The organism is Ruegeria sp. HKCCD7559 (assembly GCF_013110575.1).
Classification (GTDB): domain Bacteria; phylum Pseudomonadota; class Alphaproteobacteria; order Rhodobacterales; family Rhodobacteraceae; genus Ruegeria.
In genome coordinates, this window is record NZ_WVQU01000015.1 from 1 (window position 1) to 24,477 (window position 24,477).

Annotated in this window: 23 protein-coding genes and 1 riboswitch; of the genes, 10 read left to right on the forward strand and 13 right to left on the reverse strand. The window is 58.6% G+C overall.

What is annotated here, in order from left to right; all coding sequences use genetic code 11:
• Positions 1–156 precede the first annotated feature (156 nt).
• Genes GS605_RS20430 through GS605_RS20445 form a run of 4 tightly spaced genes read right to left on the reverse strand, consistent with a single transcriptional unit; the run spans position 157 to position 4,468 of the window.
• Entirely contained in the window at positions 157–1,128 is a 972-nt protein-coding gene (locus tag GS605_RS20430; protein WP_171638487.1) for a D-glycerate dehydrogenase, read from the reverse strand.
• Positions 1,128–2,015, reverse strand: coding sequence for a succinate--CoA ligase subunit alpha (sucD, locus tag GS605_RS20435; RefSeq protein ID WP_171230723.1), 888 nt, complete (start codon positions 2,013–2,015; stop codon positions 1,128–1,130). Before sucD ends, GS605_RS20430 begins: the two co-directional genes overlap by 1 nt.
• Complete coding sequence (locus GS605_RS20440) at positions 2,015–3,211, reverse strand: malate--CoA ligase subunit beta (RefSeq protein WP_171230724.1); 1,197 nt, start codon at positions 3,209–3,211, stop codon at positions 2,015–2,017. Before GS605_RS20440 ends, sucD begins: the two co-directional genes overlap by 1 nt.
• A 15-nt stretch (positions 3,212–3,226) precedes the next feature.
• Positions 3,227–4,468 (reverse strand): aminotransferase class V-fold PLP-dependent enzyme, encoded by a 1,242-nt coding sequence (locus GS605_RS20445; protein ID WP_171725147.1) that lies wholly within the window; start codon positions 4,466–4,468, stop codon positions 3,227–3,229.
• 220 nt (positions 4,469–4,688) lie between these two features.
• Here GS605_RS20445 and GS605_RS20450 point away from each other — a divergent pair, with 220 nt between their 5' ends.
• The 5 genes from GS605_RS20450 (at position 4,689) to GS605_RS20470 (ending at position 11,357) form a co-directional block, all read left to right on the forward strand.
• Positions 4,689–5,318 carry a response regulator transcription factor gene (locus tag GS605_RS20450; RefSeq protein ID WP_245218233.1) on the forward strand — a complete coding sequence of 210 codons (630 nt, stop codon included), beginning with the start codon at positions 4,689–4,691 and terminating at the stop codon, positions 5,316–5,318.
• 22 nt (positions 5,319–5,340) lie between these two features.
• Positions 5,341–6,186, forward strand: coding sequence for a Rossmann-like and DUF2520 domain-containing protein (locus tag GS605_RS20455; protein ID WP_171725148.1), 846 nt, complete (start codon positions 5,341–5,343; stop codon positions 6,184–6,186).
• Between the two features lie 177 nt (positions 6,187–6,363).
• A complete protein-coding gene (locus GS605_RS20460) occupies positions 6,364–10,077 on the forward strand; it encodes a hypothetical protein (RefSeq protein ID WP_171725149.1) in 3,714 nt (1,237 codons plus the stop codon).
• Positions 10,070–11,068, forward strand: a complete 999-nt coding sequence (locus tag GS605_RS20465; protein WP_171725150.1) for a hypothetical protein — start codon at positions 10,070–10,072, stop codon at positions 11,066–11,068. The genes GS605_RS20460 and GS605_RS20465 overlap by 8 nt, the downstream gene beginning before the upstream one ends.
• 76 nt (positions 11,069–11,144) lie before the next feature.
• On the forward strand, positions 11,145–11,357 hold the full coding sequence (locus GS605_RS20470) for a hypothetical protein (protein ID WP_171725151.1): 213 nt from the start codon (positions 11,145–11,147) through the stop codon (positions 11,355–11,357).
• Positions 11,358–11,461: 104 nt separating this feature from the next.
• Here GS605_RS20470 and GS605_RS20475 read toward each other — a convergent pair whose 3' ends face one another.
• From GS605_RS20475 to GS605_RS20500, 6 genes are all read right to left on the reverse strand, one after another.
• Complete coding sequence (locus GS605_RS20475) at positions 11,462–12,112, reverse strand: energy-coupling factor ABC transporter ATP-binding protein (protein ID WP_171725152.1); 651 nt, start codon at positions 12,110–12,112, stop codon at positions 11,462–11,464.
• Positions 12,109–12,888: a cobalt ECF transporter T component CbiQ gene (gene cbiQ, locus GS605_RS20480; RefSeq protein WP_171725153.1), complete on the reverse strand. Its 780-nt coding sequence runs from the start codon at positions 12,886–12,888 to the stop codon at positions 12,109–12,111. Before cbiQ ends, GS605_RS20475 begins: the two co-directional genes overlap by 4 nt.
• Positions 12,888–13,463 carry a cobalt ABC transporter permease gene (locus GS605_RS20485; protein WP_171725154.1) on the reverse strand — a complete coding sequence of 192 codons (576 nt, stop codon included), beginning with the start codon at positions 13,461–13,463 and terminating at the stop codon, positions 12,888–12,890. The genes cbiQ and GS605_RS20485 overlap by 1 nt, the downstream gene beginning before the upstream one ends.
• Positions 13,460–14,071, reverse strand: a complete 612-nt coding sequence (cbiM, locus tag GS605_RS20490; RefSeq protein WP_171725155.1) for a cobalt transporter CbiM — start codon at positions 14,069–14,071, stop codon at positions 13,460–13,462. Before cbiM ends, GS605_RS20485 begins: the two co-directional genes overlap by 4 nt.
• A 6-nt stretch (positions 14,072–14,077) precedes the next feature.
• Positions 14,078–14,863, reverse strand: coding sequence for a DUF4198 domain-containing protein (locus GS605_RS20495; protein ID WP_171725156.1), 786 nt, complete (start codon positions 14,861–14,863; stop codon positions 14,078–14,080).
• 131 nt (positions 14,864–14,994) lie between these two features.
• Positions 14,995–15,195: riboswitch (cobalamin riboswitch) on the reverse strand.
• A gap of 121 nt (positions 15,196–15,316) precedes the next feature.
• Complete coding sequence (locus tag GS605_RS20500; protein WP_171638562.1) at positions 15,317–16,441, reverse strand: ROK family transcriptional regulator; 1,125 nt, start codon at positions 16,439–16,441, stop codon at positions 15,317–15,319.
• 252 nt (positions 16,442–16,693) lie between these two features.
• Between GS605_RS20500 and GS605_RS20505 the strand changes: the two genes are divergently transcribed.
• The 4 genes from GS605_RS20505 to GS605_RS20520 all read left to right on the forward strand — a co-directional run bounded on the left by GS605_RS20505 (position 16,694) and on the right by GS605_RS20520 (position 20,306).
• A complete protein-coding gene (locus tag GS605_RS20505) occupies positions 16,694–17,713 on the forward strand; it encodes a sugar ABC transporter substrate-binding protein (protein ID WP_171725157.1) in 1,020 nt (339 codons plus the stop codon).
• Positions 17,714–17,821: 108 nt separating this feature from the next.
• Complete coding sequence (locus GS605_RS20510) at positions 17,822–18,895, forward strand: ABC transporter permease (protein ID WP_171233900.1); 1,074 nt, start codon at positions 17,822–17,824, stop codon at positions 18,893–18,895.
• On the forward strand, positions 18,895–19,671 hold the full coding sequence (locus GS605_RS20515; RefSeq protein ID WP_171638512.1) for an ATP-binding cassette domain-containing protein: 777 nt from the start codon (positions 18,895–18,897) through the stop codon (positions 19,669–19,671). Before GS605_RS20510 ends, GS605_RS20515 begins: the two co-directional genes overlap by 1 nt.
• Positions 19,668–20,306, forward strand: a complete 639-nt coding sequence (locus tag GS605_RS20520) for a hypothetical protein (RefSeq protein ID WP_371807786.1) — start codon at positions 19,668–19,670, stop codon at positions 20,304–20,306. The genes GS605_RS20515 and GS605_RS20520 overlap by 4 nt, the downstream gene beginning before the upstream one ends.
• 46 nt (positions 20,307–20,352) lie before the next feature.
• Here the strand turns inward: GS605_RS20520 and GS605_RS20525 are convergent, their stop codons facing one another.
• On the reverse strand, positions 20,353–21,069 hold the full coding sequence (locus GS605_RS20525; protein WP_171725158.1) for an aspartate/glutamate racemase family protein: 717 nt from the start codon (positions 21,067–21,069) through the stop codon (positions 20,353–20,355).
• A complete protein-coding gene (locus GS605_RS20530) occupies positions 21,066–21,770 on the reverse strand; it encodes a GntR family transcriptional regulator (RefSeq protein WP_171725159.1) in 705 nt (234 codons plus the stop codon). Before GS605_RS20530 ends, GS605_RS20525 begins: the two co-directional genes overlap by 4 nt.
• Before the next feature lie 112 nt (positions 21,771–21,882).
• On the opposite strand from GS605_RS20530, the gene GS605_RS20535 reads away from it, so the two are divergent.
• Complete coding sequence (locus GS605_RS20535) at positions 21,883–23,577, forward strand: thiamine pyrophosphate-binding protein (protein ID WP_171725160.1); 1,695 nt, start codon at positions 21,883–21,885, stop codon at positions 23,575–23,577.
• On the opposite strand, the gene GS605_RS20540 is transcribed toward GS605_RS20535, so the two are convergent.
• Positions 23,538–24,458 carry a LysR family transcriptional regulator gene (locus GS605_RS20540; RefSeq protein WP_171638519.1) on the reverse strand — a complete coding sequence of 307 codons (921 nt, stop codon included), beginning with the start codon at positions 24,456–24,458 and terminating at the stop codon, positions 23,538–23,540. The genes GS605_RS20535 and GS605_RS20540 overlap by 40 nt on opposite strands.
• Positions 24,459–24,477 lie beyond the last annotated feature (19 nt).

Here is a 24,477-nt window from a genome sequence, read left to right on the forward strand (position 1 = left end):
GATCGAGCCAAAAAGCTCGGGATCACGATCAGAAAGGGACTGGGTGAAAAATCCGTCTGAACGGTGCGGGGCATTCACTGGTCATATCTCCTAATCGAGGAACGCAACGCAGCCACGGCTGTGTTGGACGCCATTGCGTGAAGTTTGAAGGTGGCCTCAGATCACGCGGTCCCGAGGTTCGCGGCCGTCGAAGAAGTCGCTCAGATTGTCGAGAACCCGGAACCCCATCGCTTCGCGCGCTTCGCGGGTCGCGCTGCCCAGATGCGGAAGCATGACGAGGTTGTCGCATTGCAACAGGTCCGGGCTGACCCGCGGTTCACCATCGAAAACGTCCAATGCAGCGCCGCCGATCATGTCGAACACCAAGGCCTGGATCAGCGCCCACTCATCGATCACTTCGCCCCGTGCGGTGTTGATCAGAAATGCGTCAGGCTTCATCAGGCCAAGTCTGCGCGAATTGATCAGATGGCGGTTGGCTGCGCCGCCCGGACAGTGCAGTGAAACGAAGTCACATTGCGGCAGCAGGTCATCAATGGTGTCCACCTGTCTTGCGTTGCATTCGGCGAGAACATCGGGCGATACGGCGCTACGGTTGCAAACCAGCACGTCCATGCCGAACCCGTGATGCGCACGGCGGGCCATCTCCTGTCCGATGCGGCCATATCCGATGATGCCCAGTGTCTTGCCGCTGACCTTGGTTCCGACCAGATGCGTGGGCCGCCATCCTGTCCACTGACCTGCACGCAGCTCGCGTTCGCCCTCACCCGCCCGACGCGCCACCATCAAAAGCAGCGTCATGGCGATATCGGCGGTGCACTCAGACAGAACGTCGGGCGTGTTGGTCACGGTCATACCCAACTCGCGTGCCGACGGCTCGCAGATATGGCTGTAGCCGACGCCGTAATTGGCAAGGATTTTTGTCTGCACACCCGGCACATCCAGTGCCTCGGCGCTCAGCGTGTCCGTTACAGTGGGCAGCACGGCGTCATAGGATATCAACGCTTGCCGGATTTCAGCCGGGGACATGGGTTTGTCGCCGGTATTCAAAACGGTGTTGTAGTTCTCGGCCAGCTGCGCCTCGACGGCAGCAGGCCAGCGACGGGTAACCAGAACCGATGGTTTGACCATCACGCAGCCTCCATCACGCGGGCGATCGTCTCACCGATCACGGCAGGGTTTTCGGCCACGGTGACACCTGCGGCGGACAGGATCTCGACCTTTTCGCTGGCGCTTTCGCCGAAGGCCGAGATGATCGCCCCCGCGTGCCCCATGGTACGGCCTTTCGGAGCGGTCAGGCCGGCGACATAGGCGATCACCGGTTTGGAGATGTGGTCGCGGATATATTCGGCGGCTTCCGCTTCCTGCGGGCCTCCGATTTCGCCGATCATGGCGATGACATGCGTGTCTTCGTCGTCTTCAAACCGTTGAAGGATGTCCTTGAATGACGATCCGTTGATCGGATCGCCCCCGATTCCTACACTGGTCGAAACGCCGATCCCGCGCTCTTTCAACTGGGCCGCCGCCTCATATCCCAATGTCCCCGAACGGCCGATGATCCCCACATGTCCGGGAAGATAGATATGCCCCGGCATGATGCCCAACAAAGCTTTTCCGGGCGAGATGGTGCCGGCACAGTTCGGACCGGTCAGAACCATGCGTTTCTCTTTCGGATAGCGATACATGTACCGTTTCACCCGGATCATGTCCTGTGCCGGAATGCCGTCGGTGATGCAAACGCAATAGCGGATGCCCGCATCGGCGGCCTCCATGATGGAATCCGCCGCAAACGGGGGCGGTACGAAGACCAGGCTGGCATCGGCGCCGGTGGCTTCGACGGCCTGTTTGACGGTGTCAAAAACCGGAACGCCTTCGACGGTTTCGCCCCCCTTGCCGGGCACGACGCCACCCACCACGTTTGTGCCATAGTTCAACATGTCCTTGGTGTGGAACCGCGCCATGCGCCCGGTGATGCCCTGCACGATGACACGCGTGTCACGATCGAGAAGAATGCTCATTACACAACCCTCATTTTGGTGCCCTGAGTAAGGTCGTTTTTCCAAGCGCCCACAGCGCGTTCTGCCGCCTCCATCAGCGTCGTGGCGCGAATGATCGGCAGGCCCGATTTGGCAAGAATTTTCTGGCCTTCTTCGACATTGGTGCCGGCCAGCCGCACGACGACGGGAATATCGAGGTCAAGTTCCTTCAACGCCTGAACGACTCCTTCAGCCACCCAGTCGCAGCGGTTGATACCGGCGAAGATGTTGACCAGAATAGCCTGAACATTGTCATCCGACAGGACCAGCCGGAACGCCTTGGCCACCCGTTCAGGCGACGCGCCACCGCCGATGTCGAGGAAATTTGCAGGCTCGCCGCCTGCCAGCTTGATCGTGTCCATGGTGGCCATCGCCAGACCGGCCCCGTTGACGATGCAACCGATATTGCCGTCAAGCCCGACATAAGACAGCCCGCGATCCGCAGCGCGGCTTTCGCGCGGGTCTTCCTGGCTTTTGTCGCGCAGTTCGGCGATCTGCGGGTGGCGGAACAGAGCGTTGTCGTCAAAGCTCATCTTGGCATCCAGCGCCAGCACCCGGTCGTCACCGGTGATGACCAGCGGATTGATTTCGACCATCGTGGCGTCAAGATTGCTGAAGGCGGCATAACAGCCCTGCAACGTCCGCACCATTTGCTGGATCAGTTTGGCTTCAACCCCAAGATTGAAGGCGATTTCACGGGCCTGAAACTCCTGAAGCCCGACGGCCGGTTCAACGATGGACCTGACAATGCTGTCGGGGCGGTCGGCCGAGATGTCTTCGATCTCCATCCCGCCTTCGGACGAGGCGACGATCATCACCCGCTGGCTGGAACGATCCAGCACAAAACCAAGGTAGATTTCCCGGTCAATCGGCACTGCGGCTTCGACGTAGACACGATAGATGCCCTTGCCTTCAGGACCCGTCTGATGCGTCACCAGTTTGCGACCGAACAGATCATCGCAAGCCTTGTAGATTTCGTTTTCGCTGTTGCATAGCTTGACCCCTCCGGCCTTGCCGCGCCCGCCTGCATGGACCTGCGCCTTGACAATCCATTTGTCGCCACCCAGTTCGCGCGCCCGATAGGCCGCCTGTTCTGGACTGTAGGCAAGCGCGCCGGCGGGCACGTCGACGCCGAATTTCGAAAGAACTTCTTTCGCCTGGTATTCGTGGATATCCATCTGATGCGCTCCTGTTTAAGCAGCTATTGAAGTGCCGTAACGGCTTTCCAGTAGAGCTTCGATCGCGTCTTGATCGACCTCTCCCCCCAGCTCACGAATGGCTTCGGCGAACAGGCGCACAATCCGGCTGACGGCCTCGCGATTCAATTGATTTAGGATGCCGATGCGCACCTGCACCGGTTCGCTCAAGGTGGGCCAGATGCCAAACCCGCGGGCGCGGCAGTTCTGCACCAGTTCCATCTCGCGGCCAGAAAGCGCGGAAGGCAGGTTGAGAACGATCAGGCTGGGCATGTCCGAGGTAACCTCGCACCCCATCTCGGTTACCGCGTCGCGAAGAACCTTTTCATGCGTCCGGTAAGACATCGACCGCTTGGCCAGACCTTCCTGCAAGGTCAAACGCAATGACTCGTGGAATGCCGCAACCGCATATCCGGAATGGGTCCGGTGATAGGTGCCCTTTTCCACGTCCTGCCCATCGACGATGCCCCAGTGGCGGGCCTCGAAGATCGGATTGTGCACATAGGTATAAGCACCTGTGGATTTCAGTGCCTCGATATAGGCATCGGTAAAACTGACAGGGGCATAGGTCAGAGGCAAGCAGCATAGGCCTTTCTGCGGACAGGATGCCCAGCCTGCCACACCCGGATAGTCATCGATCGCAAAGTCTTCGACACCCAGAGACGAGACCGCATCGATCAGCCCCATGGTGTCATGACGTTCACATGCGTCCGAGAAACCGCGCAGATCGTTCACCCTGCCCGATCCGGTTTCCCAATGCGCCATGAAGGCCCATTTCGGCTTGTGCTCAGCCAGAGTCGCTTCAATCAGTTCAGCAGTCACCGGCTGGCCATGTGGAACCTCGACTACCGTGACACTCGCCGCCTGTGGGTCAAGCGGGCTGGCTGCGTGCTCGGCGGGCATTGCCGCCTTGATCCGCAGCGTCAACGCGTCGATCCCCGAGAATGTGCCGTTGGTGAAGGCAACAACCTTGTCACCGGGCATGACGGCCGAGAACATGGTGTCCAGCGCGCTCCATCCGGTGCCCGCGACAGCGAAGGTGTAAGCGTTCCGGGTGCCCCAGATTTTCCGCAGCATGTGCTTGCATTCGATCATGCCCCTGAGGACATCGCCTTGCATGTGATCGGCGACCCCTGCGCCGGCGAAGGCTTTCAGGACACGCACATCCGTATTGCCCGGCCCCGGCCCTGCGGCAAGGGTCTCGGGAATTTCGAGCGGAGGGAAAATCTGAAAGGTCATGGTCTGACATCCTCGGCTGTTGGCCGGGTATTGCGGCCTGATGGTTCAAGATACCGATCAGAAAACGCGAGCTTGCCGGATGGCGCAACGTAACTTACTACTGCTTTTGGATGGCTAATAGTGTGGGTAATTACCTACCCGTTTTGGCAAAAATACGACGGTATACCGAAATCTACCCCACCCTTTTGGGTAGTATTTTGTAAAAAATGGGCAAAATCATATGGTTGAGACATCGGACAAACCCATCGACATCATGCTTGCGGACAGCAACCCGCTGGTTCTGTCGGCCATGTCGGAAATTTTCGAACGTGATCCCCGATTCTCTCTAGTCGCCACATCGGCGACGGCAGAAGGGTTTCTGGGAACGGTGATGCGGATACCCGTTCAGGTCGGTGTCGTGGACTGGACGCTTCCGGCCCTGGGCGCCGCAAAACTGATCGAGGTGCTGCGCGATCAGGCCGATGCACCGCGCTTTGTCATCTATGGCGATACCTCTGGGGATGTCCCGCGATTGGCGATGCAGGCGGGCGCCGCTGGATTTGCAGCCCGCTCGGGTGAGGTCGAAGGCCTTCTTGAGACCTGCGCCGAAGTGGCAGCAGGCAAGATGGTGTTTCCGTTCATCGACGTCCGGAAGATGAAACAGGATCCGATTCAAAGCCTGTCGCGCAAGGAACGCGCCATTTTGGAGGCCCTGGCACAGGGGATGTCGAACCGGGAACTGTCCAAGGAACTTCAGATATCCACCAACACGGTCAAGTTCCACCTGTCAAATATCTATGAGAAGCTGAACGTCAAAAACAGAACTCAAGCCATTGCGTTTTTCTATTCGTCCCACCGTGGGGCGGACTAAACGACAAGAACAGAGAGCCCAGATGACTGAAATCAAAATTAACGTTGTCGGTGCCGGGCGGGTTGGCAAAACGCTGATCAGCCTTCTGGATGGCACTGATGGCTGCCGGATCCAGGATATTCTGAGCACATCCTTTCGGTCGGCAAATGAAGCCGCCCAGTTGTCCAAAACCGGGCGCGTTGCCGCAAGCTATGCCGATCTGCGGCCAGCTGATCTGTGGATCCTCTCAGTACCCGACACGCAAATTTCTGCGGTGGCCCACGAATTGAAAGAGGCGTTCGAAAACCAAGAAAAAACCGGGAAGCCTTCAGTGGCTTTCCATTGCAGCGGCTATTTTCCTGCCGAGCACCTGGCGCCGTTGCGAAGCCTCTCATGGTCTCTGGCCAGCGTTCATCCCGTCCTGTCTTTCGCCGATCCACAGGCCGCTGCCGCGCAATTCAAAGAGGCGCTGTTCGGGTTCGAAGGCGATGAAGACGCCACAGCGTTCATTCAGCCGCTTCTGGAGGGATTGGGAGCCACCTGTTTTCCCATCCGGTCTGAAAGCAAAAGCCTGTATCATGCAGCCGCTGTGATATCGAACAACTTCGCCGTTGTCTTGCAGGCCATCGCCCGCGAAGCGTGGGCCGAGGCCGGCGTGCCGGACGAAACTGCCCGCAAGCTCAACGCTGGTTTGTTGAGCAGCACAGTCGAAAACGTTAACCTTCTTGGCCCGCATTCTGCTCTGACCGGTCCGGCGGCAAGAGGGGACGCAGAGGTCGTTGCCCAGCAGGGCGCGGATGTAGCGGCGTGGCACCGCGATGCAGGTGAAATTTACAAGCATATGAGCCTGCTGGCGCAGAAGCTAAAGGCAACCGGTTTCACGAAGTAATCACCAGATCCATTGCTGCAAGGCATTTTGGATCCTGCGTTCGAAACGCGTCGCGGAGAAGGCGGGCCCGGGCCTTTCTTTTGCGAATCCCTGAAACATGTTACGTTGGGTCAACTTTCGAGATTTGATTTTTCCCGGCACTCAGTTTCTTGCAGCGCTTTCCTACGAGGTGACTTCATGTCCGACTCCAGCAGTGAGCCCCCGCGCATTACGCTGTCCCTTCCGACCTCTCGACCCAATCCCACGATCTCGGCGGAACTCTCGGGATCGGCCGGTTTTACGGCTGACAGCCTTGACGATCTCAGGCGCGTCGAAGCCGAGAAGCTCAAGGCGCTGCGCCGTGGTGTCGGCATTGACCTGTCTGCTGAGGTGATCAACGATCTGGTCGATCAGCGCGTTCAGTCCACCGGTGCCGTCTTTCGTCAGCTTGAAACCATACGCAAGGATCTGGCCGACGGGTTTCTGGGCGCTGTCGTCCCAACCCTTGCCCCGAAACTGCGCGGTGAACTGATCAATCCCGACGGCACCCCTGCCGAGCGGGTAATCGTTGAAGCGCTGCGCCCAACCTTTACCGCCAGTGAAGGCATCGACAACGCGGATTTTTCATGGGCTGTAAAAGCCGCCGTAACGGATGCGCGGGGCCTGTTTTCGCTTGATCTGCCCAATCTGCGCCTGCCGCAAAATGGCCTCAGATTGCGGATTCGCGGGCAGAACACCACTCTGACCGAGGCAGTGCCGCGCATTGATGCATTGGATGGCGAATTGGGCCTCGTGGTGCTGGATCGCACCATCCTCCCTTTGCAGCGCTCGATCCTGGGTGAGCTTGCCGATATTCTGCCGGTGGATCCTGAGGATGCGGAAGAAAACATATCCGACTTCACCGGCACGCAGGCCCCAATCGTTCTGGGCGAAGGTGATTGCGCTTCGGAATACCGAACCGAAGGAGGCACGGTTTCGCGGCGGCGTTATTCGGTTCTTTACCGGTTGATCGACCCGCTTGTCGGGCCGAAAAACATCGTTCGCACCCGCCCTGTAGGCGGCAATCGCTTTGTCACGACAATTCCGGGCGGCACCTTTGCACAGGCCAATCTTTCTGCCGAAACACTGTTGAGCGCATTCAACAATGACGGCGGAGACTGGGATTTCCGCGATCGGATACCGATTGACGAACCCATTGATATCGAGGATTTTTTCGAAGATCTGGAACAGCGCCCGCAGGATGTGCCAAAAGCTTCCAGCCTGGCGCTTGGCTATATCGCCAAGATGCGTTCAACCGCCGTTCACGCCGGAATGTCATTGGGGCGTCTGGTCTATTCCCTGCCGCTTGCCCCGGGCGAAGAACAACGGATCGTCGTGTCGGAACAGCGCGAAACCCTGACCGTGCGCGAACGCGAAAGCCTGACCTTCGAGGAACAACAGGAATTCGAAGAGGCGCGCGACACCTCTTTCGACAGCACATTCGAAACCGCATTGGACGAAGTGATCCGTGGAACATCCTCTTTCTCGACCAAGGCGTCCACAAAAAGCTTCGGGGGCGCCGGCGGCATTGGTGGAGGTCTGTTTGGCGGCATCGGGGCCATAGTGGGCGGGGTCGGTTTCAGCGGCGCCCGTTCCAGCTCCAACTCGTCAGGCAGTTCGTCCAACACGCAGAACACGTCACGCGATTTTCTGTCAGACACGCACGAGACATTCTCGGCCGCGCTGGAACGGGCCGCTTCGGTCAAGCGAAGTTCGGCCCGAACAAGCGTTCGTACAGCCACGGCAAGTGATCGGCGGACGGCGACGACAAAATTCGTGGCCAACCGCAACCACTGTCATGCAATGACGATGCAATGGTTCGAGGTTCTGCGCGACTTTTCCCTGGAAACGCGGATCGAAGGCGTTCAATTGGTCGTCTTCGTTCCCATGCAGCTCATCCGCTTTCGCCGTCTGGGGCAAGGCGATCAATTGCCGGGCAATGTCAGCCGGTCCGGCTTGCTGAGCCGGTACAAGGTGATCCTGCGCCACGCAGACGTGTTCCGCCGCGTGTTCCGAAACCGTCGCAGATTCCGCACCGCCCTCAAACTGTTGGAAGAGTTTTACGCGGACAAGGACGCGACACCGCAGAATGCTCCGGGTATCGCGCAGGACATCGTCAGCTTCGAGGCGCAGGGCACTTTCATGCCCAATGATGACATATCCGCGGTGATCTTCACGCAGGATGGCGACCGCGTTGGGCCAGTGCCCCTGACCGGATCGCCGATCGACATCGACAACCTGCATGACTTGCCTGCCGAGACACGCGAAAACCTGCTGGTTCGGCTGGCTGACGCGCGCCGTGATCCAACCAACCGGCGGACTTATACCGGATCCGTGGCTTTGCCCCGCTCGGTCGAACGTTCCGACATCGCCCGCGTCGAGTTGCGCAGGCGGACGGGCTCTTTTGCCTATTCATTCTATACCGGCCCGGACCCGATCAACATCTTCAACATTTGGGAACATATCTCGAACCTGGAAGATGCGGATGATCTGGATCGCGCCACGCGCAACATCAACCGGAGCCTTCACACGACGATTTCAGGCTCGGATTTCGACGATCTGGTCGGCGCGCCGATGATCAGCGAGTTCGAAGCGCGCATGAATGAGGACGCACAGACCATCGTCGACGACAACACATTCCAGGCTTTGCCTGCGACCCTACCCTATTCGGTACAGGAAGTGCCGGATGTGTTGTCACGCCGTGATCTGCGGCGGATCGAGGAAATGTATCAGCATATCGTTGCCGACACCGTTCGCTATTCCCGCGTGATCTGGGCCAGTATGACGGATGAGGAACGGGCCATCCTGCTGGAACGCTTCACCATCGGCGTGCCCGATGGCGGATTGGATGACGCCTCAAGCGAGATATCGCTGCTCAGCACGGTCCAGAACAAGGTGTTGGGCTTCTATGGCAATGCAATGATCATGCCGTTCTCGATCCCGCCCGATCTGGCCGACAGGATGGAGATGCGGACCGGCGACATTCAGGACAGCCTGCTGGCCTTCCATCGCGAAGACTTCCGACCACCGCGCCGCACGATCTCGCTGCCGACCAGGGGCCTGTTGGGCGAGGCCGTTTTGGGCCGCTGCAATTCCTGCGAGATGATCGACCATCGCCGCTTCTGGAACTGGCAGGACAGCCCGACGCCACGCCCGGTCGGCGACACGCCGGTCCTGCCCGCGGACAGCGATGCGATCTTTGGCACCCGTGCGCCATCAGACCTGCCGGCCAATCAACCTTCGAACACGCTCACCATCGCCGGTGGCGACATTGGTACAGGCCAGGCCGTGCCCACTTCGCAACTGGCCGAGATCCTCAAAGCCGCGCCTGATCTTGCTCGGGCGGGAACCGATCTGACGGGCCTGAAAGAGTTGCAGGCGCAACTGGCCCTTGAAACGCAATCGGTCGCCGCCGGTCGGGACAAAGCCATAGACACGGCGACGGATCTGACCAAAGAGCTTGTCGGCAAGGCCACTGAGCTTGCGGGCAAGGGGCAAGAGATCGCTGCGGCCCGCAAAGAGGAAGAAGCCAAAAAGCAAGCCGCCGAGAAGAAAAAGACAGCTGCCGACAATGCCGCAAAGCTCAAGGGGTTTGAGGATATCGCCAAGAACGCTTCGGGAGTTTCTGCGCTGATTGGCGGGCAACCGGATGGCAACCGGGCCGGTTTCGTTCAAAACCTGTTCAAGGATTTCCCCGGTGGTGCTTCGGCTCTGGCCAATCCTTCCAACACGTTGCTTCTGGCCAAGCTTTTCGGGGCCTTTACCAAAGCCAATACGGATGCGGATGACGGCAGCGCAACCAAGGCCGGCAGCCAATCCGTACTGGATTTCCTCAATGGCCTGAGCGCCCCTGCGGAGGACGACGATGACTGACACCAGCACAAATGCAACCCCCGAACCGGGCATCGATGAAAGCCTTGCCGAGGCCATCATCAATATTCTTGAAACCACCAATTCCCCGGCGATTCAGCGCGCCCGAGAGGTTATAGCCCACAGGCTGGCCATCGCTGGCGACATTGCACCATCCCGCATCCCTGCCCCGCGCAACATCACCGAGATCGGAGGCTATATCAATCTGCTCAGCGAGTATGGAGAGGCCGAACAGCGCGCGCGCATGATCGCGGCGGCGCTGGGCATAGCAGGGCCGCAGATTTCGCTGCCACAGCCCGGTGCCGTTCCACCGTTGTCCTTTGTCACACGTGACGGTGCCCGACCTGCGGGGCCACAACAACCCAGCTTCCCGTTGACCTATACGATCCGTAGCGACTTTGTTCCGGCATTTGACAATGCGGTGCAGGAAATCACGATCCGTGGTGGCGCGGTTCCGATTTTGACACCTGTCAGGGTCCTGCCTGCTGCGGGGTCTGCACCCGCAACAGACGGCTCTGCGCAGCTGGCTATGATCGGCCGGACATTCAGTCTGGCTCCAACAGCGGCTTTGCACGCCGTGGCGACAGACCCTTTGTCGCTCAGCCGTCCGACGGCTGGTGGCGGGTTCGAAGTTATGGTTCGGGTCATCGACGCCGCCGCACCGATCGCCGGAACCATCGCGGCGGCGAACTGGACAAGTTGGGAATGCGATGCCTCTGCCTGTACCGAAGTCGACAGCAATGATGCGCGCTTTGCGCTCACACCACTGCTGAACGCCGCCGGGTGGCACCAGCCCGCTGATCCCGGCAATCCGAACAGTCTGTCAAATCCCGGAACCTGGGCGGAATGGCGCAACATCACCGGGCTTGTGCCGGGCGTCACGCGGTTTGCGGATGAGCTGCAACTGCTATATTCCGCAGAAATGCTCATTACTTCACCGGTCTTCAATCAACTGGACAATGTCTGGACTGGAAGCGAGTTCGCCGCGCCATAGCACGGCTGCCTGAAACGCAGGAAAGTGATTTGGCAATGCGTCCATCATGGGGTTCAATGCCTTCAGGAGGTCAGCCATGCAGAACCCCGAACGTTTCGAGAAATTCTATTTCGCCAAAGTCGGCATGGGCGAAGCCTGTGGCTGTGCCGAGCGGATAATCGACGTGTTCGAATTCAACCGCAAAGGCGGTGCGCAATCCAGGCAACCTGTCAAAGAGGACAGGCGCAGACGTGGATCCTTTGGGGCATGGGCGGTCAAATATGGGCTGATGAGCCGCAGGCGCACATAGCCAAGGCCTGACGACGCACAAGGTTCGCTTTCCGTTTCATGGCGTGGCTCAGGCGGTATGATTGCATATCTAAAACCACCATGTCCGGTTGCCACGAGAACAGGTCAGACCGGCACCAGCTTCCCGTCGCGAAGATCCAGTTCATCGGGCGCCAGTTCCAAGCGGAATGTTGGCGAATGACTGACAAGCAAAATCGCCTGCGGCAACGCGCGCAGGATTTCCAGCAGGCGCGCTTCGTTTTTTGTATCCAACGCATTCGTCGGTTCGTCCAGCAACAGCACTTCGGGTTCCATCGCCAGAACCGTCGCCAGGGTCACCAACCGTTTTTCACCGCCTGACAATTTGTGGGTAATGCGGTTCTTCAGATGCATCAGGTCCAGATCGCCCAGAACTTTGTCGACGATGGCAAGTGCCTCGTCACGGGTCTTGCCCAGATTGAGCGGGCCAAAAGCGACGTCTTCGGCGACGGTCGGGCAGAACAGCTGATCGTCCGCATCCTGAAATACAAGCCCCACCCGGCGGCGGACCTCATGGAAATCAGCCTCTTCCACGCGTTGCTGACCAAAAACGGTGACGGTGCCCGAACACGGGCGCTGCAACCCAAGCAAAATGCGCAGGAGCGTCGATTTCCCCGCTCCGTTCGGGCCTGTCAGGGACAGGCGCTGCCCCGCGCTCAGGCTCAGGCTTGCCCCGTCCAGAACGGGTGGCTGGCCGGGGTAGGAAAAACAGATGTCTTCAAGCGCGATCAGTGTCATGCGAATTCCAGAATGATCAGACCCAGGCAGAGACCGCTGAAACCAGCCGCAAACACAATGTCCGCGCGGGTCAGGGCAAATTCCTGAAGCAACGGCATACGCCCGGAAAACCCGCGGCACTTCATCGCGGCCAGGATGCGTTCCGATCTTTCGATCGCGCGCACAAGCATCATACCCACAAGGTAGCCAAAGCTGCGATATGTGTGCCAGTTTGTTGCTGGCCGAAAACCACGTACCTTCATGGCGGCCCGCAGCCGCAGGTATTCTTCGCGCAAGACCTCGATATAACGGATCGTGAACATCAGCAGGTAAACCAGCTTTTCCGGGCACCGCAGACGATGCAGGGCGTGGCCCAGTGTGACCGGCTCCATCGTCCCGACCAAAACCATCAGGGACAGGATCACGGCATTGGCGGTCAAGGCAATCTCGACCGCTTTCCAAAATCCCTGCCAGCTTGCGGGGAATCCCCAAAGCGTGAACATCGGATCCCCGGGCATGGAAAAGGGCAACAGGACCAGCATGAACAGGATGAACCCATCCATCATGGCCATTCGCTTCAACGTCTTTCGCCGCGGCAGACGTGAAACTATCAGAAGCGAAAGCGACACTGTCAGCGCCGCGCAAAGCGCGCCGAGGGATGACACCGCCACGGTCACGACTGCAAAAACAACTGCCATGACGATCCGCATCCGGGGATCCAGCAGGCTGATCAGACCTTCTGGCCCGTCACCGGCTTCGGACAGTGTTTTTTCCTTGTGCCCCAGAACGTGTGCCATCAGGACGCCAGCTTGCGGCGGGCCGCCATGTAAAAACCCAGACCAAACAGACCAACGATGTACCCGATCCCGCCAAGGATGGTTTGCAGGTCGTTCTGTTCGCGATAGGCCGCAATCTCGCGCCTGAGCGGGCGCAATTCGTCACGTATGGCCTTGGCGATAACCTGCTGTTCTTCGGCGCTGAGAGACGTCGCCGAACCGCTGGCCTGCGTCACAGCAGCCGAAGATGAGTCACCGTTTTCTGCCACAGCAACGCCCATGATCCGCGCGACATCTTCGGCAGGCATCGTGACTTCGGCCACATGCCCGGCGCCAAGGTCGGCAAAGAAGGTAAGCGCCACGGCCGAGGTCGGCGTGTAGACAAAGAAACCGTCTGCATCCGTGACCGATCGACCCAGCTCGGCCCCATCCGGGCCGGTGACAATGACCTCGGTGCCGCTTGCCATGTCGCCGTTGGAAAAGCCGATTTCGCCCTCGATGACGTCTTCCGACTCGAAAACGCCGGCTATGACCTTGTGCGCCAGGGCAGGCACAGGTGCGCAGCACACGGCCAATATGACAACCAGATGCTTCATGTGGCTGCTTCCCTTATAAACAGCTCGGGCTTGACCTTGCGTGCCAACAACACGGCGAACCCGGTCAAAATCGCCTCAATGGCCATGACAGGAATATGGGCGAGGAAAACAAGCCTGGCGGCAGGCAGAAATTCATCCCCCGACAGCGCCAGGGAAAACGCGACCATGCCGGTTGTCGCCGCAATGGCAAATGCGCCGCCGACGCCCCCCCAAATCGCACCTTGCAAAGGCGTTCCACGCGCGATCAGACGACCGAACAACATTCCGGCCACCACAGCTGGAAAGGCGATGTTGACGGTGTTGATCCCCAACACCGTCAACCCGCCAAAGCCGAAAAAGACCGCCTGTAGCAAAAGCCCGACGAACAAAGCCGGGAATGCGACCCAACCAAGCAGCAGCCCGGCCATGCCGTTGAGGATCAGATGGACCGACGACGGACCAATGGGTACGTGGATCAACGATGCCACGAAGAAACTGGCTGACAGCACGCCCGCAGTGGGGATGCGATCAAGATCCAGAGACCTGAGACCCATGGCGATCCCGCCCGCGGCGGCTATGGCGCCGCCAATTACAACCGGGTTGGAAAGGGCTCCGTCGACGATGTGCATCTTGGGTTACTCCAGATCCCAGGAGCGAATCCAGATGACCGCATCCTGGCTGAGTTCTTTGCCCTCATGTTCGGTTGCCGGACCGGAACCAAGTGCTGCGAAACCCCAGTAACCGGCATTTGGAACGCCGAACGAGAAATACCCGTTGTCGTCAGATATGGCGACCACCGCACCACCCGGCATCGGAGAGACTTTCGGTGTAGAAGCGGCCGAACTTTCCATGTCGGGCTCGGCGGCCATGTACTCGATCTCGATTTCGACCCCCGCAACCGGCTGACCATCAGCCAGCACACGGCCCGTGAAAGTCGAACCCGCGATGATGTTGGTCGGCTTGTTCAGCGGGATAATCTCGGTCGGCAAACCTACGGGATTCATCCAGTCGGTCGGCAATTCGTTGCGGTTCAGGAAGGCTTTGGTGAGCTGTTGGATATAGATGTCTTCGGATTCCTCGTAATAAGGCTGAGGAACCGTCACCAGCACATAGTCGCCCGACCGTTTGACCGGGACACTGCCTTTGAACGCCACGCCCTCGTTTTCCCCGCCGGTGAACCGGATAGGTTCCAACGTGTCCAGCAAATCGGTCTTTTCACCGTTGTGGATCACATAGAATTCCTGCGGCTTTTCAAGATCCATGACGTGGCCGTTCTCGAACGGATGCCAGAAAATCAGCTTGACCGGCACATCGCCCGGTTTCTGGATCATGGTATCGGTAGTGTATTCCAAAAGAAAATGCGCATCTGCGATGGCGGGAAGAGCCACCGCGGCAACGGCTGCGCTGAGCAGCGTTTTCATGAACAGTCGTCCTTGTCCCGTCGCGCCAATCCCGGCGCGAAATTCGTTTTGACTACGGGACATTCAACGCCAAATCACCCTTTCAGGCATCCTGGTACGACGCACATCCCGTCGCCGATTAGGAGTGCCCCTTATGAGGACACATGTCCGGCAGGTATCCTGACTTGCGGGTCAAAGCGTTGGACTGGCCTTCCCGGGGCAAACCCCAGTGGCGTTTCAGCCCTGCTCGCCGCTTACAGTTGCGGGTGCAGTTGCGGAATTGGGCCTGAGCCCGCACCGCATTCCCTATTGATTCCAGAGCAAGCCCCGGAACCGGACATGCCGAGCGGCTTGCCAGACAACTCAGCCTTCCGTCAACGAAAATGTGTTACGGCCATCGAAAATTATGAGCTCGGCAGTTTGCGAGAGTGAACCGGTTTGTGAAATATCCAAGGCAACAGGGTGATTTCACATCTAAGCTTCTGAAAGATACCTTTCCGACAATGGCAGGCTTGCCGCGCCCAGTGAGCGTGCATCCGGGCCCACGGTCCCTGCCAGCACCACGGGGTGCTCGAGACCGGTCAGGTTCAGCTCGGACAGTTTGTCTTCGACCATTTCAACCAAACGCGCCTTGATGTCCTGCGGCATCCAGCCGTCAATCTTCACGCATTCGAAATCTATCAGGCTACAGGATGAGACAATCGCATAAGCAATCCCGCTTGCCGTCCGTTTCAACCAGTTTTCCAGTTGAATTTTTGGCACATCCCAACGCTGGGTCGTTTCCCAAATGGAATGCGACGTTACCCCTGCTGTGGTGATTGCACGCTCGAGAACATACAGGCTGGCCACGTCGATAAGCGGTCTGACACCACCCGCACCATCCGGTACAGGCAGGGGGCCGATTGCGCCCGAGTTTCCACGCCCGGAAAAGATCGCACCATTGAGAACCACACCGCCGCCAATAAAAAACCCGATATAGAAGTACAGGAAATCCCTTGGTCCATCGGCCGGACCGAATACCAATTCCGCCCCACAAGCCGCAGTGGCGTCATTTTGCAGAAAAACCGGCATATCGAGGCGACGAGCCAGGTCAGCCTTCAGGTCTGATACGCGCCACGGGTCCATTTCTTCCTGAGGAACCTGAAGGGTCTGGGCCCAGTCCCACAGGTAGAACGGCATGGCAATTCCAAGACCCGCAATCCTGCCTTTGGCCTCGGGCGACATGGATGACATCATTTTCCCCAGACTCTGTATAGAAAACTCCAAAGTGGCTTTTGGCGTTGGATAGTCATAGGTTCGCCGCTCGCGTTGCCGCACATTTCCGACAAAGTCAGTCAATACCAGCTCGGTACTGCGGCGCCCGACCTTGAGCCCAAAGAAAAACGCACCATCCGGGTTGAGGCGCATGGGAACGGAAGGTTGCCCGACTTTCCCGCGGACCGGCTCACCGCGCAAAAGCAAACCGTCCTTCTCAAGCAGCCGCATGATGACGGAAACGGTTTGCGCCGACAGTCCGGTCATGCGCGCAATCTCGGACTTAGCAAGAGCCTGATGACGCCGGACAAGCGACAACACCAGCCGTTCGTTCCGGGCCCGCATCCCGCTTTGATTGGTTCCGCGCACCTCTGACCCGTGCAGGCCAATCGAATTTTTCCGAGATGAATTTTCCGGCACGTCCACCCCTTTCCTGCTGAAGAATGAGAAAGCCCGCCCGCCCTGTCAATAATAAATAAGAGTGATTTATTTATTGACTCAAATTTCGAATCTTGTGATTGTTTCTTATGAGATCAGGGTTTTTGCCTGATCGCCCTCGTGCCCTGTACGGCACAGGAAAAACTGGGAGGATAATCGATGAAACTTGCAAGACTTGCGGGTGCTGCTGCGCTCGGGGTTACTGCTATGGCTGGCAGTGCAATGGCGGAAGGCGAAACCGTTTGTCTGATCACCAAGACGGACACCAACCCGTTCTTTGTCAAAATGAAGGAAGGTGCGACAGCGAAGGCGGAAGAGCTGGGAATGACTCTCAAAGCCTTTGCGGGCAAAGTTGACGGTGACCATGAAACGCAGGTGCAAGCCATTGAGACCTGCATTCTGGACGGCGCCAAGGGCATTCTGCTGACGGCCTCGGACACTTCATCCATCGTTCCGGCCGTGAATCAGGCGCGGGATGCAGGTGTTCTGGTTATCGCTCTGGACACGCCGCTGGAACCCATTGACTCGGCTGACGCAACCTTTGCCACGGACAATTTCCTTGCTGGGCTGCTGATTGGACAATGGGCCAAAGCCACGCTGGGCGACGCGGCCAACGACGCCAAGATCGCGACACTGGATCTTGCCGTCAGTCAGCCGACAGTGGATGTGCTGCGCAATCAGGGTTTCCTGCAAGGCTTTGGTGTCGATCTGGCGGACCCGAACGTAATCGGTGATGAAGATGACCCACGACTGGTCGGAAGTGATGTCACTGCCGGCAACGAAGAAGGTGGTCGCCGCGCGATGGAAAACCTTCTGGCCAAAGATCCCACGATCAACGTTGTTCACACCATCAACGAACCTGCCGCGGCAGGTGCCTACGAGGCGCTGAAAGCCATCGGGCGCGAAAATGACGTGCTCATCGTTTCCGTGGACGGAGGCTGCCCGGGTGTCCAAAACGTTGCCGATGGTGTTATCGGCGCGACGTCGCAGCAATACCCGCTGTTGATGGCGTCGCTGGGTGTTGAGGCCGTCAAGAAATGGGCGGACGAAGGCGTGAAGCCTGAAAACACGCCTGGCAAGGATTTCTTTGACACCGGCGTAGCGCTTGTAACGGACAAGCCTGCCGAAGGCGTCGAGTCGATCTCGGTCAAAGAAGGCATGGACCTCTGCTGGGGTTAACCTGACCACCCGGAGGGCCGCAGAGGGCGGCCTTCCGCTTTTCAAACCACCCATTCGCCCGAAAACTTGCTAAAGTCGTCAGTAACCTGACGCTTTGGGGGAACCTTTATGTCCGATACTTCACGACGATCAGACGACTTCGAAGCCGCTGCAAAAGGCAGCCCGGAACAGATTGCTGAATTTGACGATCACCACCGCGGGTTTGTCGGAACGGTTCAACATTTTTTGCATGTGAACCCCTCTCTGGTGCCGCTGATCGTTCTAGTGGCTGCCATCGTCATTTTCGGGGCTTTGCTGGGCTCCAAGTTCTTCTCGCCATTCGCGCTGACCCTGATCCTGCAACAGGTTCAGATCGTCGGGATCGTGGCGGCGGCGCAAAGCCTCGTCATCCTGACCGCCGGTATCGATCTGAGCGTCGGAGCAATCATGGTGATGTCGTCGGTTGTCATGGGACAGTTCACCTTCCGATATGGGCTGCCACCAACGGTCGCAATCGTTTGCGGCCTTTTCGTTGGAACCGCAATCGGCGCGGTGAACGGATATCTGGTCAGCCGCATCAAACTGCCGCCGTTCATCGTGACGCTTGGCATGTGGCAAATCGTTCTTGCGGCGAACTTCCTCTATTCTCAGAACGAAACCATCCGGTCACAGGAGATCGAAGAAAACGCCGCGATTCTGCAACTTTTCGGGGCCAAGTTCAACGTGGGCGGGGCGGTATTCACCGTCGGCGTGATCTTCATGCTGGTGCTGATCCTCGGGCTTTCCTACGCCCTGCGCCATACCGCGTGGGGCAGGCATGTTTACGCGGTCGGAGATGACCCGGAAGCTGCCGAGTTGTCAGGTGTCAATGTGCACCGAACGCTTATGTCCGTTTACATGTTGTCCGGGCTGATCTGTGCCTTTGCGGGCTGGGCTTTGATCGGCCGGATCGGATCGGTGTCTCCGACATCAGGCCAGTTGGCCAATATAGAAAGCATAACGGCGGTTGTGATCGGGGGCATATCCCTTTTCGGTGGCCGCGGGTCTATTCTGGGGTCGCTGTTCGGTGCCCTGATCGTGGGCGTCTTTACGCTTGGGCTTCGGTTGCTGGGCGCTGACGCGCAATGGACGTTTCTGTTGATCGGCATCCTTATCATCGCGGCGGTCGCGGTCGACCAGTGGATCAGAAAGGTGGCAGCCTGATGGAACCTATTCTCAAAGGACGGAACCTTGTGAAGCGCTACGGCAAGGTGACGGCGCTGGATCAGTGCGATTTCGATTTGATGCCGGGCGAGATTCTGGCCGTGATCGGTGACAACGGGGCAGGCAAGTCTACACTGATCAAGGCGGTGTCCGGCGCGGTGATGCCGGATGAAGGCGAAGTCTGGCTGGAAGGTCGGAAAGTAAATTTTCATTCCCCGATCGACGCGCGCGAAGCTGGTATTGAAACCGTCTACCAAACGCTTGCCATGTCCCCTGCCCTGTCAATTACGGACAACATGTTCATGGGTCGCGAAATCCGCCGCAAGGGGCCGCTGGGCTCGTGGTTTCGAATGCTCGACCGCCCGGCGATGGAGAAATTCGCCCGCGACAAACTGAGCGAGTTGGGCCTGATGACGATCCAGAATATCAATCAAGCCGTTGAAACACTGTCCGGGGGTCAGCGTCAGGGTGTTGCGGTGGCTCGCGCTGCGGCATTCGGATCAAAAGTCATCATCCTTGACGAACCGACAGCTGCGCTGGGCGTGAAAGAAAGCCGTCGGGTCCTTGAACTGATCCTGGACGTGAAGTCTCGCGGCATTCCGATCATCCTGATCAGCCACAATATGCCACATGTTTTCGAGGTCGCCGATCGAATTCACGTACATCGGCTGGGCAAACGCCTCTGCGTCGTTGATCCCAAGGATTACACGATGTCCGACGCAGTGGCGTTCATGACCGGTGCCAAGGAACCACCCGCCGAGGACCAAGCCGCGTGACGGGTAAACTTGCCACCCCCGAGGCGCTTGCAACCAAAATCGCGGATGCCGTCCAGGCCTTGCCGCCGCTGCAAGACCGGCATCTTGTCGCGATTGCCGGGCCGCCGGGTTCGGGAAAAACGACTGCGGCGGGCCTTGCAACCAAAGAGCTCAATCTGCGCGGCGTCGCAACCGGACTGGTTTTCATGGACGGCTTCCACTATGACAACGTGATCTTGAAGGATCGCGGCCTGCTGAGCCGCAAAGGGTCTCCTGAAACCTTTGATCTTGCCGGCTTTCATGCGTTGCTTGATCGATTGCGCGCGGAAGAAGAAGTCGCAATACCCGAGTTTGACCGGGAACTGGATCTGGCCATTGCCGCGCGGTCCATGATCACGGTGGATCAGCGCGTTGTTCTGGTTGAGGGCAATTACCTTCTCTTGAACGAGCCGGGTTGGTCGGACCTTCACCAACTGTGGGCATTCAAGGTATTTCTGGACACCGATTTAAAAACACTCGAAACCCGCCTTACCAACAGATGGATCGGCCATGGACTGGACGCCAATGCCGCCAAGGACCGTGCGCAGTCGAACGATCTGCCGAATGCACAGCGCGTGACCCGAAATTCGATACCCGGTGACCTGACACTGGCTTGAGTTTTGCCTGCGGCCAACACAATCCGTCTTGATGAAAGGCCAGAGGTCAGTTCCGGTACACCGGCGGAACAAGACCGGCTTGGAACCAAGTCACGAAGGACACGATCGAAAACACCGGCAGCCCGGTCGCCTGCCGAATATCCGGCGCATAGGGGCACATATTCGTGCACTCCAGAACTATTGCCCCAAGTTCGGGATTGTCCGAGGCTAACGCGATTGCGGCCTCAACATTGTCCTCCCGTGCCTTCTCAACATTCAGATGCGATTCATTGCCAAGAATTGCGCGGGTGAACTCCTGCCCACCCTCGGTAGTGCCGATTGGCGTGTCCAAGGGGACATTGGCAGCCTGAAGATGGTCATTGGTCAAGGTGGAGGCCGAAATGGTCAGAATGCCCGCGCGCTTTCCCTTGGGAAGGATACGATTCACCATTTCGACCTGCATCAAGGACGACGTGACGACAGGAACCGGAACGGCCTCCGCCAGTTCCTTCTGGAACAGGGACAGGAACCCGCAATTGGTTGTTATTCCGTCCGCGCCGTCTTTGACCAACTCTTGCGCGGCGTCGATGAAGACCTCGAGCATACCTTCGGCCCGATGCCGAACTACCCGATCAGGCGAGGCATCCCGGACGATGCGGTACAGCACCGGAAACGGCCATGTCTGCGCATTGCCCATGTCACCGGGAATTCTTGGGAATTGCGCGTCCAGCATGAGGATTCCCACGGATGCGCCGTAAATGGACTTGCCGCCCTGCACGATCATCCCTGTTCCTCCTCGATAATGCGGGTCGAGATGTCTTCGGCCCCTTCCATGTAGATGTTGGTAATTCCGTGACGCACTGCGTCCTGAACCTGATCCATTCGTTTTGTGATATGAGCCGCCAGAACCCGGGCCGCCTCGTCCGCGTCCCGATCCAGCAGGGCCTGCATCACGTGTTTATGTTCGTTCTTGGACTTCTGCACCCGGTCCATGCTCATGGAAATCCAGCGGATATAGCGGATACGCTCGTTGATCCGCGTCAGAGTTTGCAACAACTCCATGTTCCCTGACAGCCTTGCGATCCCCAGATGGAACGCTTCGTCCCGGGCCACTGCTTCTTCGATCGTCAGGCCAGTGATGTCGATGCCCGTTTCGTAAAGTTCATCACGCAGCCTTTGCAGGCCTTCATCCGTCGCCTTGGTACAGGCGGATCGGGCCGCCGCGGATTCGATGATCTGGCGCAGCTCGAAAAGGTCGAACACGCTTTGCGCATCCAAGGGACGGCAAAAGAACCCTTGCCCCGGGCGGAAATCGAACAGCCGTTCGGCAACCAATCGGTTCAACGCTTCTCGCAACGGCGTGCGACTGACGCCCAGATCCCTGGACAGAGCGACCTCGTTCAGGCGGTCACCGGGGCGCAGGCGGAAGGAGACCGCCATCGCTTTGACCTGATCATAGATATCATCGACGCGTGGACCCGCCATAAACAATGCCCTTCTTCCGTTGATTCACAGGTGCCACACTCAATTCTTGAAATCAATATGCAAGCCTGTATACAGTTATGTGTACAATTATAACTCGAAGGAATCGCGAACCATGACAGGGACGAATTACCTGACCGGAGCCGAGGCGATGGTGCGTATGCTCGAGGCGCATGGCGTGACGCATATGTTCGGCCTGTGCGGCGATACCACCTTGCCGTTCTATGACGCGCTCGCCCGAATGGATCACGGCATTCAGCACATTCTGACCCGCGACGAACGGCACGCCGCCTACATGGCGGATGGCTATGCACGCGTGACAGGCAGGCCCGGCGTTTGCGAAGGCCCTTCCGGCGGTGGCGCGACCTACATTCTGCCGGGTGTGGTCGAGGCCAATGAAAGTTCGGTTCCAATCCTGGCGATCACCTCTGATGTGGCGACGACCAGCCGCGGGAAATACCCTCTGACAGAACTGGATCAGCCGGCGTTGTTCCGCCCGCTGACGAAGTGGAACGCGTCTCTGGATGATGCCGCCCGGCTTCCGGCCATAGTTCGTGCGGCGTTCCGGGCGATGACAACGGGAACACCCGGCGCGACCCATCTGGCACTGCCGTTTGATACGCAGAAGGCACAGGTGGACGAAGCGGAAATCTGGGCCGACGACCGGCATCGCAGCTATCCCGCCGAACGGGCTGCCCCAGATCCGGATGCCATCGAAGCGGCCGCAGCCATTCTTGCCCGGGCCACATCCGCCGTCGCGGTCTGTGGCGGCGGCCCGGTTCTGTCCGGCGCGACCGATGCGTTGCGCCGCGTCGCCGGTCTGTTGGACATGCCCGTCGCCACAACCGTTTCAGGCCAAGGGTCCATCGCCGAAACCGATCCTCTGGCCCTGGGTGTCGTCGGATCGAACGGCGGCATCCCCGCGACACGCGCCGTGGTGGATCAGGCTGATGTCGTCCTGTTCATCGGGTGCCGCGCCGGTTCGGTCACGACCGAACGGTGGAGAAGCCCCGGGCGCAACGCCACGATCATTCACATCGACAGCGACCCCATGGTGATCGGCGCAAACTATCAGACCGAAGTGGCGATCTGTGCTGACGCCCGCCTCGCGCTGGAGGCATTGGCCCGAGCGCTGGAGGACCGGCAAGACCTGAACGGACAAGACGGAGCAACCAAGGCCCGCGCCGCATGGGCGGCCAAGGCGGCGGCATTTGCCCCCTTGGCTGCAAGTCGGGAAACGCCAATACGGCCCGAGGCTGTCATGGCGTCCCTGATGGACATTCTGGACGACGATGCGATAGTGGTCGCTGATCCCGGCACCCCCTGCCCCTATTTCAGCGCGCATTACCGTTGGCGGCAGCCCGGGCGGCATTTCATCACAAATCGCGCACATGGAGCACTGGGCTATTCTCTGGGGGCGGCCATGGGTGCACATGTCGGGCGGCCCTCGGTCAAGACCCTTGCCGTCATGGGCGATGGTTCGTTTGGGTTCACCTGCGGTGAATTTGAAACGATGGTCCGGCACAAAATGCCGATCACCTCGATCGTTTTCTCGAACTCGGTCTTCGGATGGATCAAGGCGGGTCAGGACGCTGGGTTTGATCAACGCTATTACAACGTCGATTTCAACCGGACCGACCACGCCGCCGTCGCAGCCGCCTTCGGAGTGAAATCATGGACGGTCAAAGACCCTGAGGACTTGCCAAAGGTGCTGAAACAGGCCGTCGAACATGACGGCCCCACATTGGTCGACATCCATTCGCAACAGCTTCACAAGGCCGCTGCACCTGTGTCGGAATGGGTTGCGTAAGAGGCAATCGACGGGGTCAGCTGGGCCAGAAATTCCTGCGCAATCGTGGACAGGGGGCGCCCCTTTGCGGTGATGATTGCAAGATCCAGCATGACGGATGGCCTGAACGGGCGGGTCTGGTACCCGCTCTCACCATCGAACGTCACGGTAAAGGGATCGATCATCGCAACCCCCATGCCCTGTTTCACAAAACTCAGCAGGTTCTCAGACAGGTGCGTGTGAATCTGTGTCCGCCACGTGCGCCCGGATGCCTGAAAGATGTCACGGGTTCGACGGTGGGTTTGGTGTTCCGGACCCATCACGATGAAGGGCTCGTTTTCCAGTATTTCCGGTGTCAGAACGTCATAATCCGCCAAGGGGCTGTTTTCTGGAAAAGTCGCAAGCGTTTCGAACTGAAACACCTGATAATTCAGAGTGTCGTGCAGGATCGGCATCTCGACGATGCCGATTTCAAACAGGCCTGAAATCACCCATTCCTGAATTTTGGATGAATACTGCGACTGGAAACTGACGGACAGGTTGGGGCGGCTTTTGGCAAAACGAGCGATCTCGCGCGGCATGAAACCAAATGACAGAAGATGCGGTGCCGCAACCTGCAATTGACCGGGATGTTTGTTCTGCAAATCCGTCACGGCCTGCGCCACGTGATCCAGCCCGCGCACGACCGTGTCGACTTCGCGGAACAGCAGCTCGGCTTCGGGGGTGGGCAGCAAACGGCCCTTGTTGCGCTCGAACAGAGGCAGTCGCGCTTCGCGTTCCAACTGAGCCAACAGATTGCTGATACCAGGCTGGGATATCCCAAGTACCGACGCCGCACCGGTTACGGTTCCGGTTTCCATGATGGCGTGAAACGCTTGAAGCTGGCGAAAGCGCAGGGACATCGGTAATCACATCATTTTT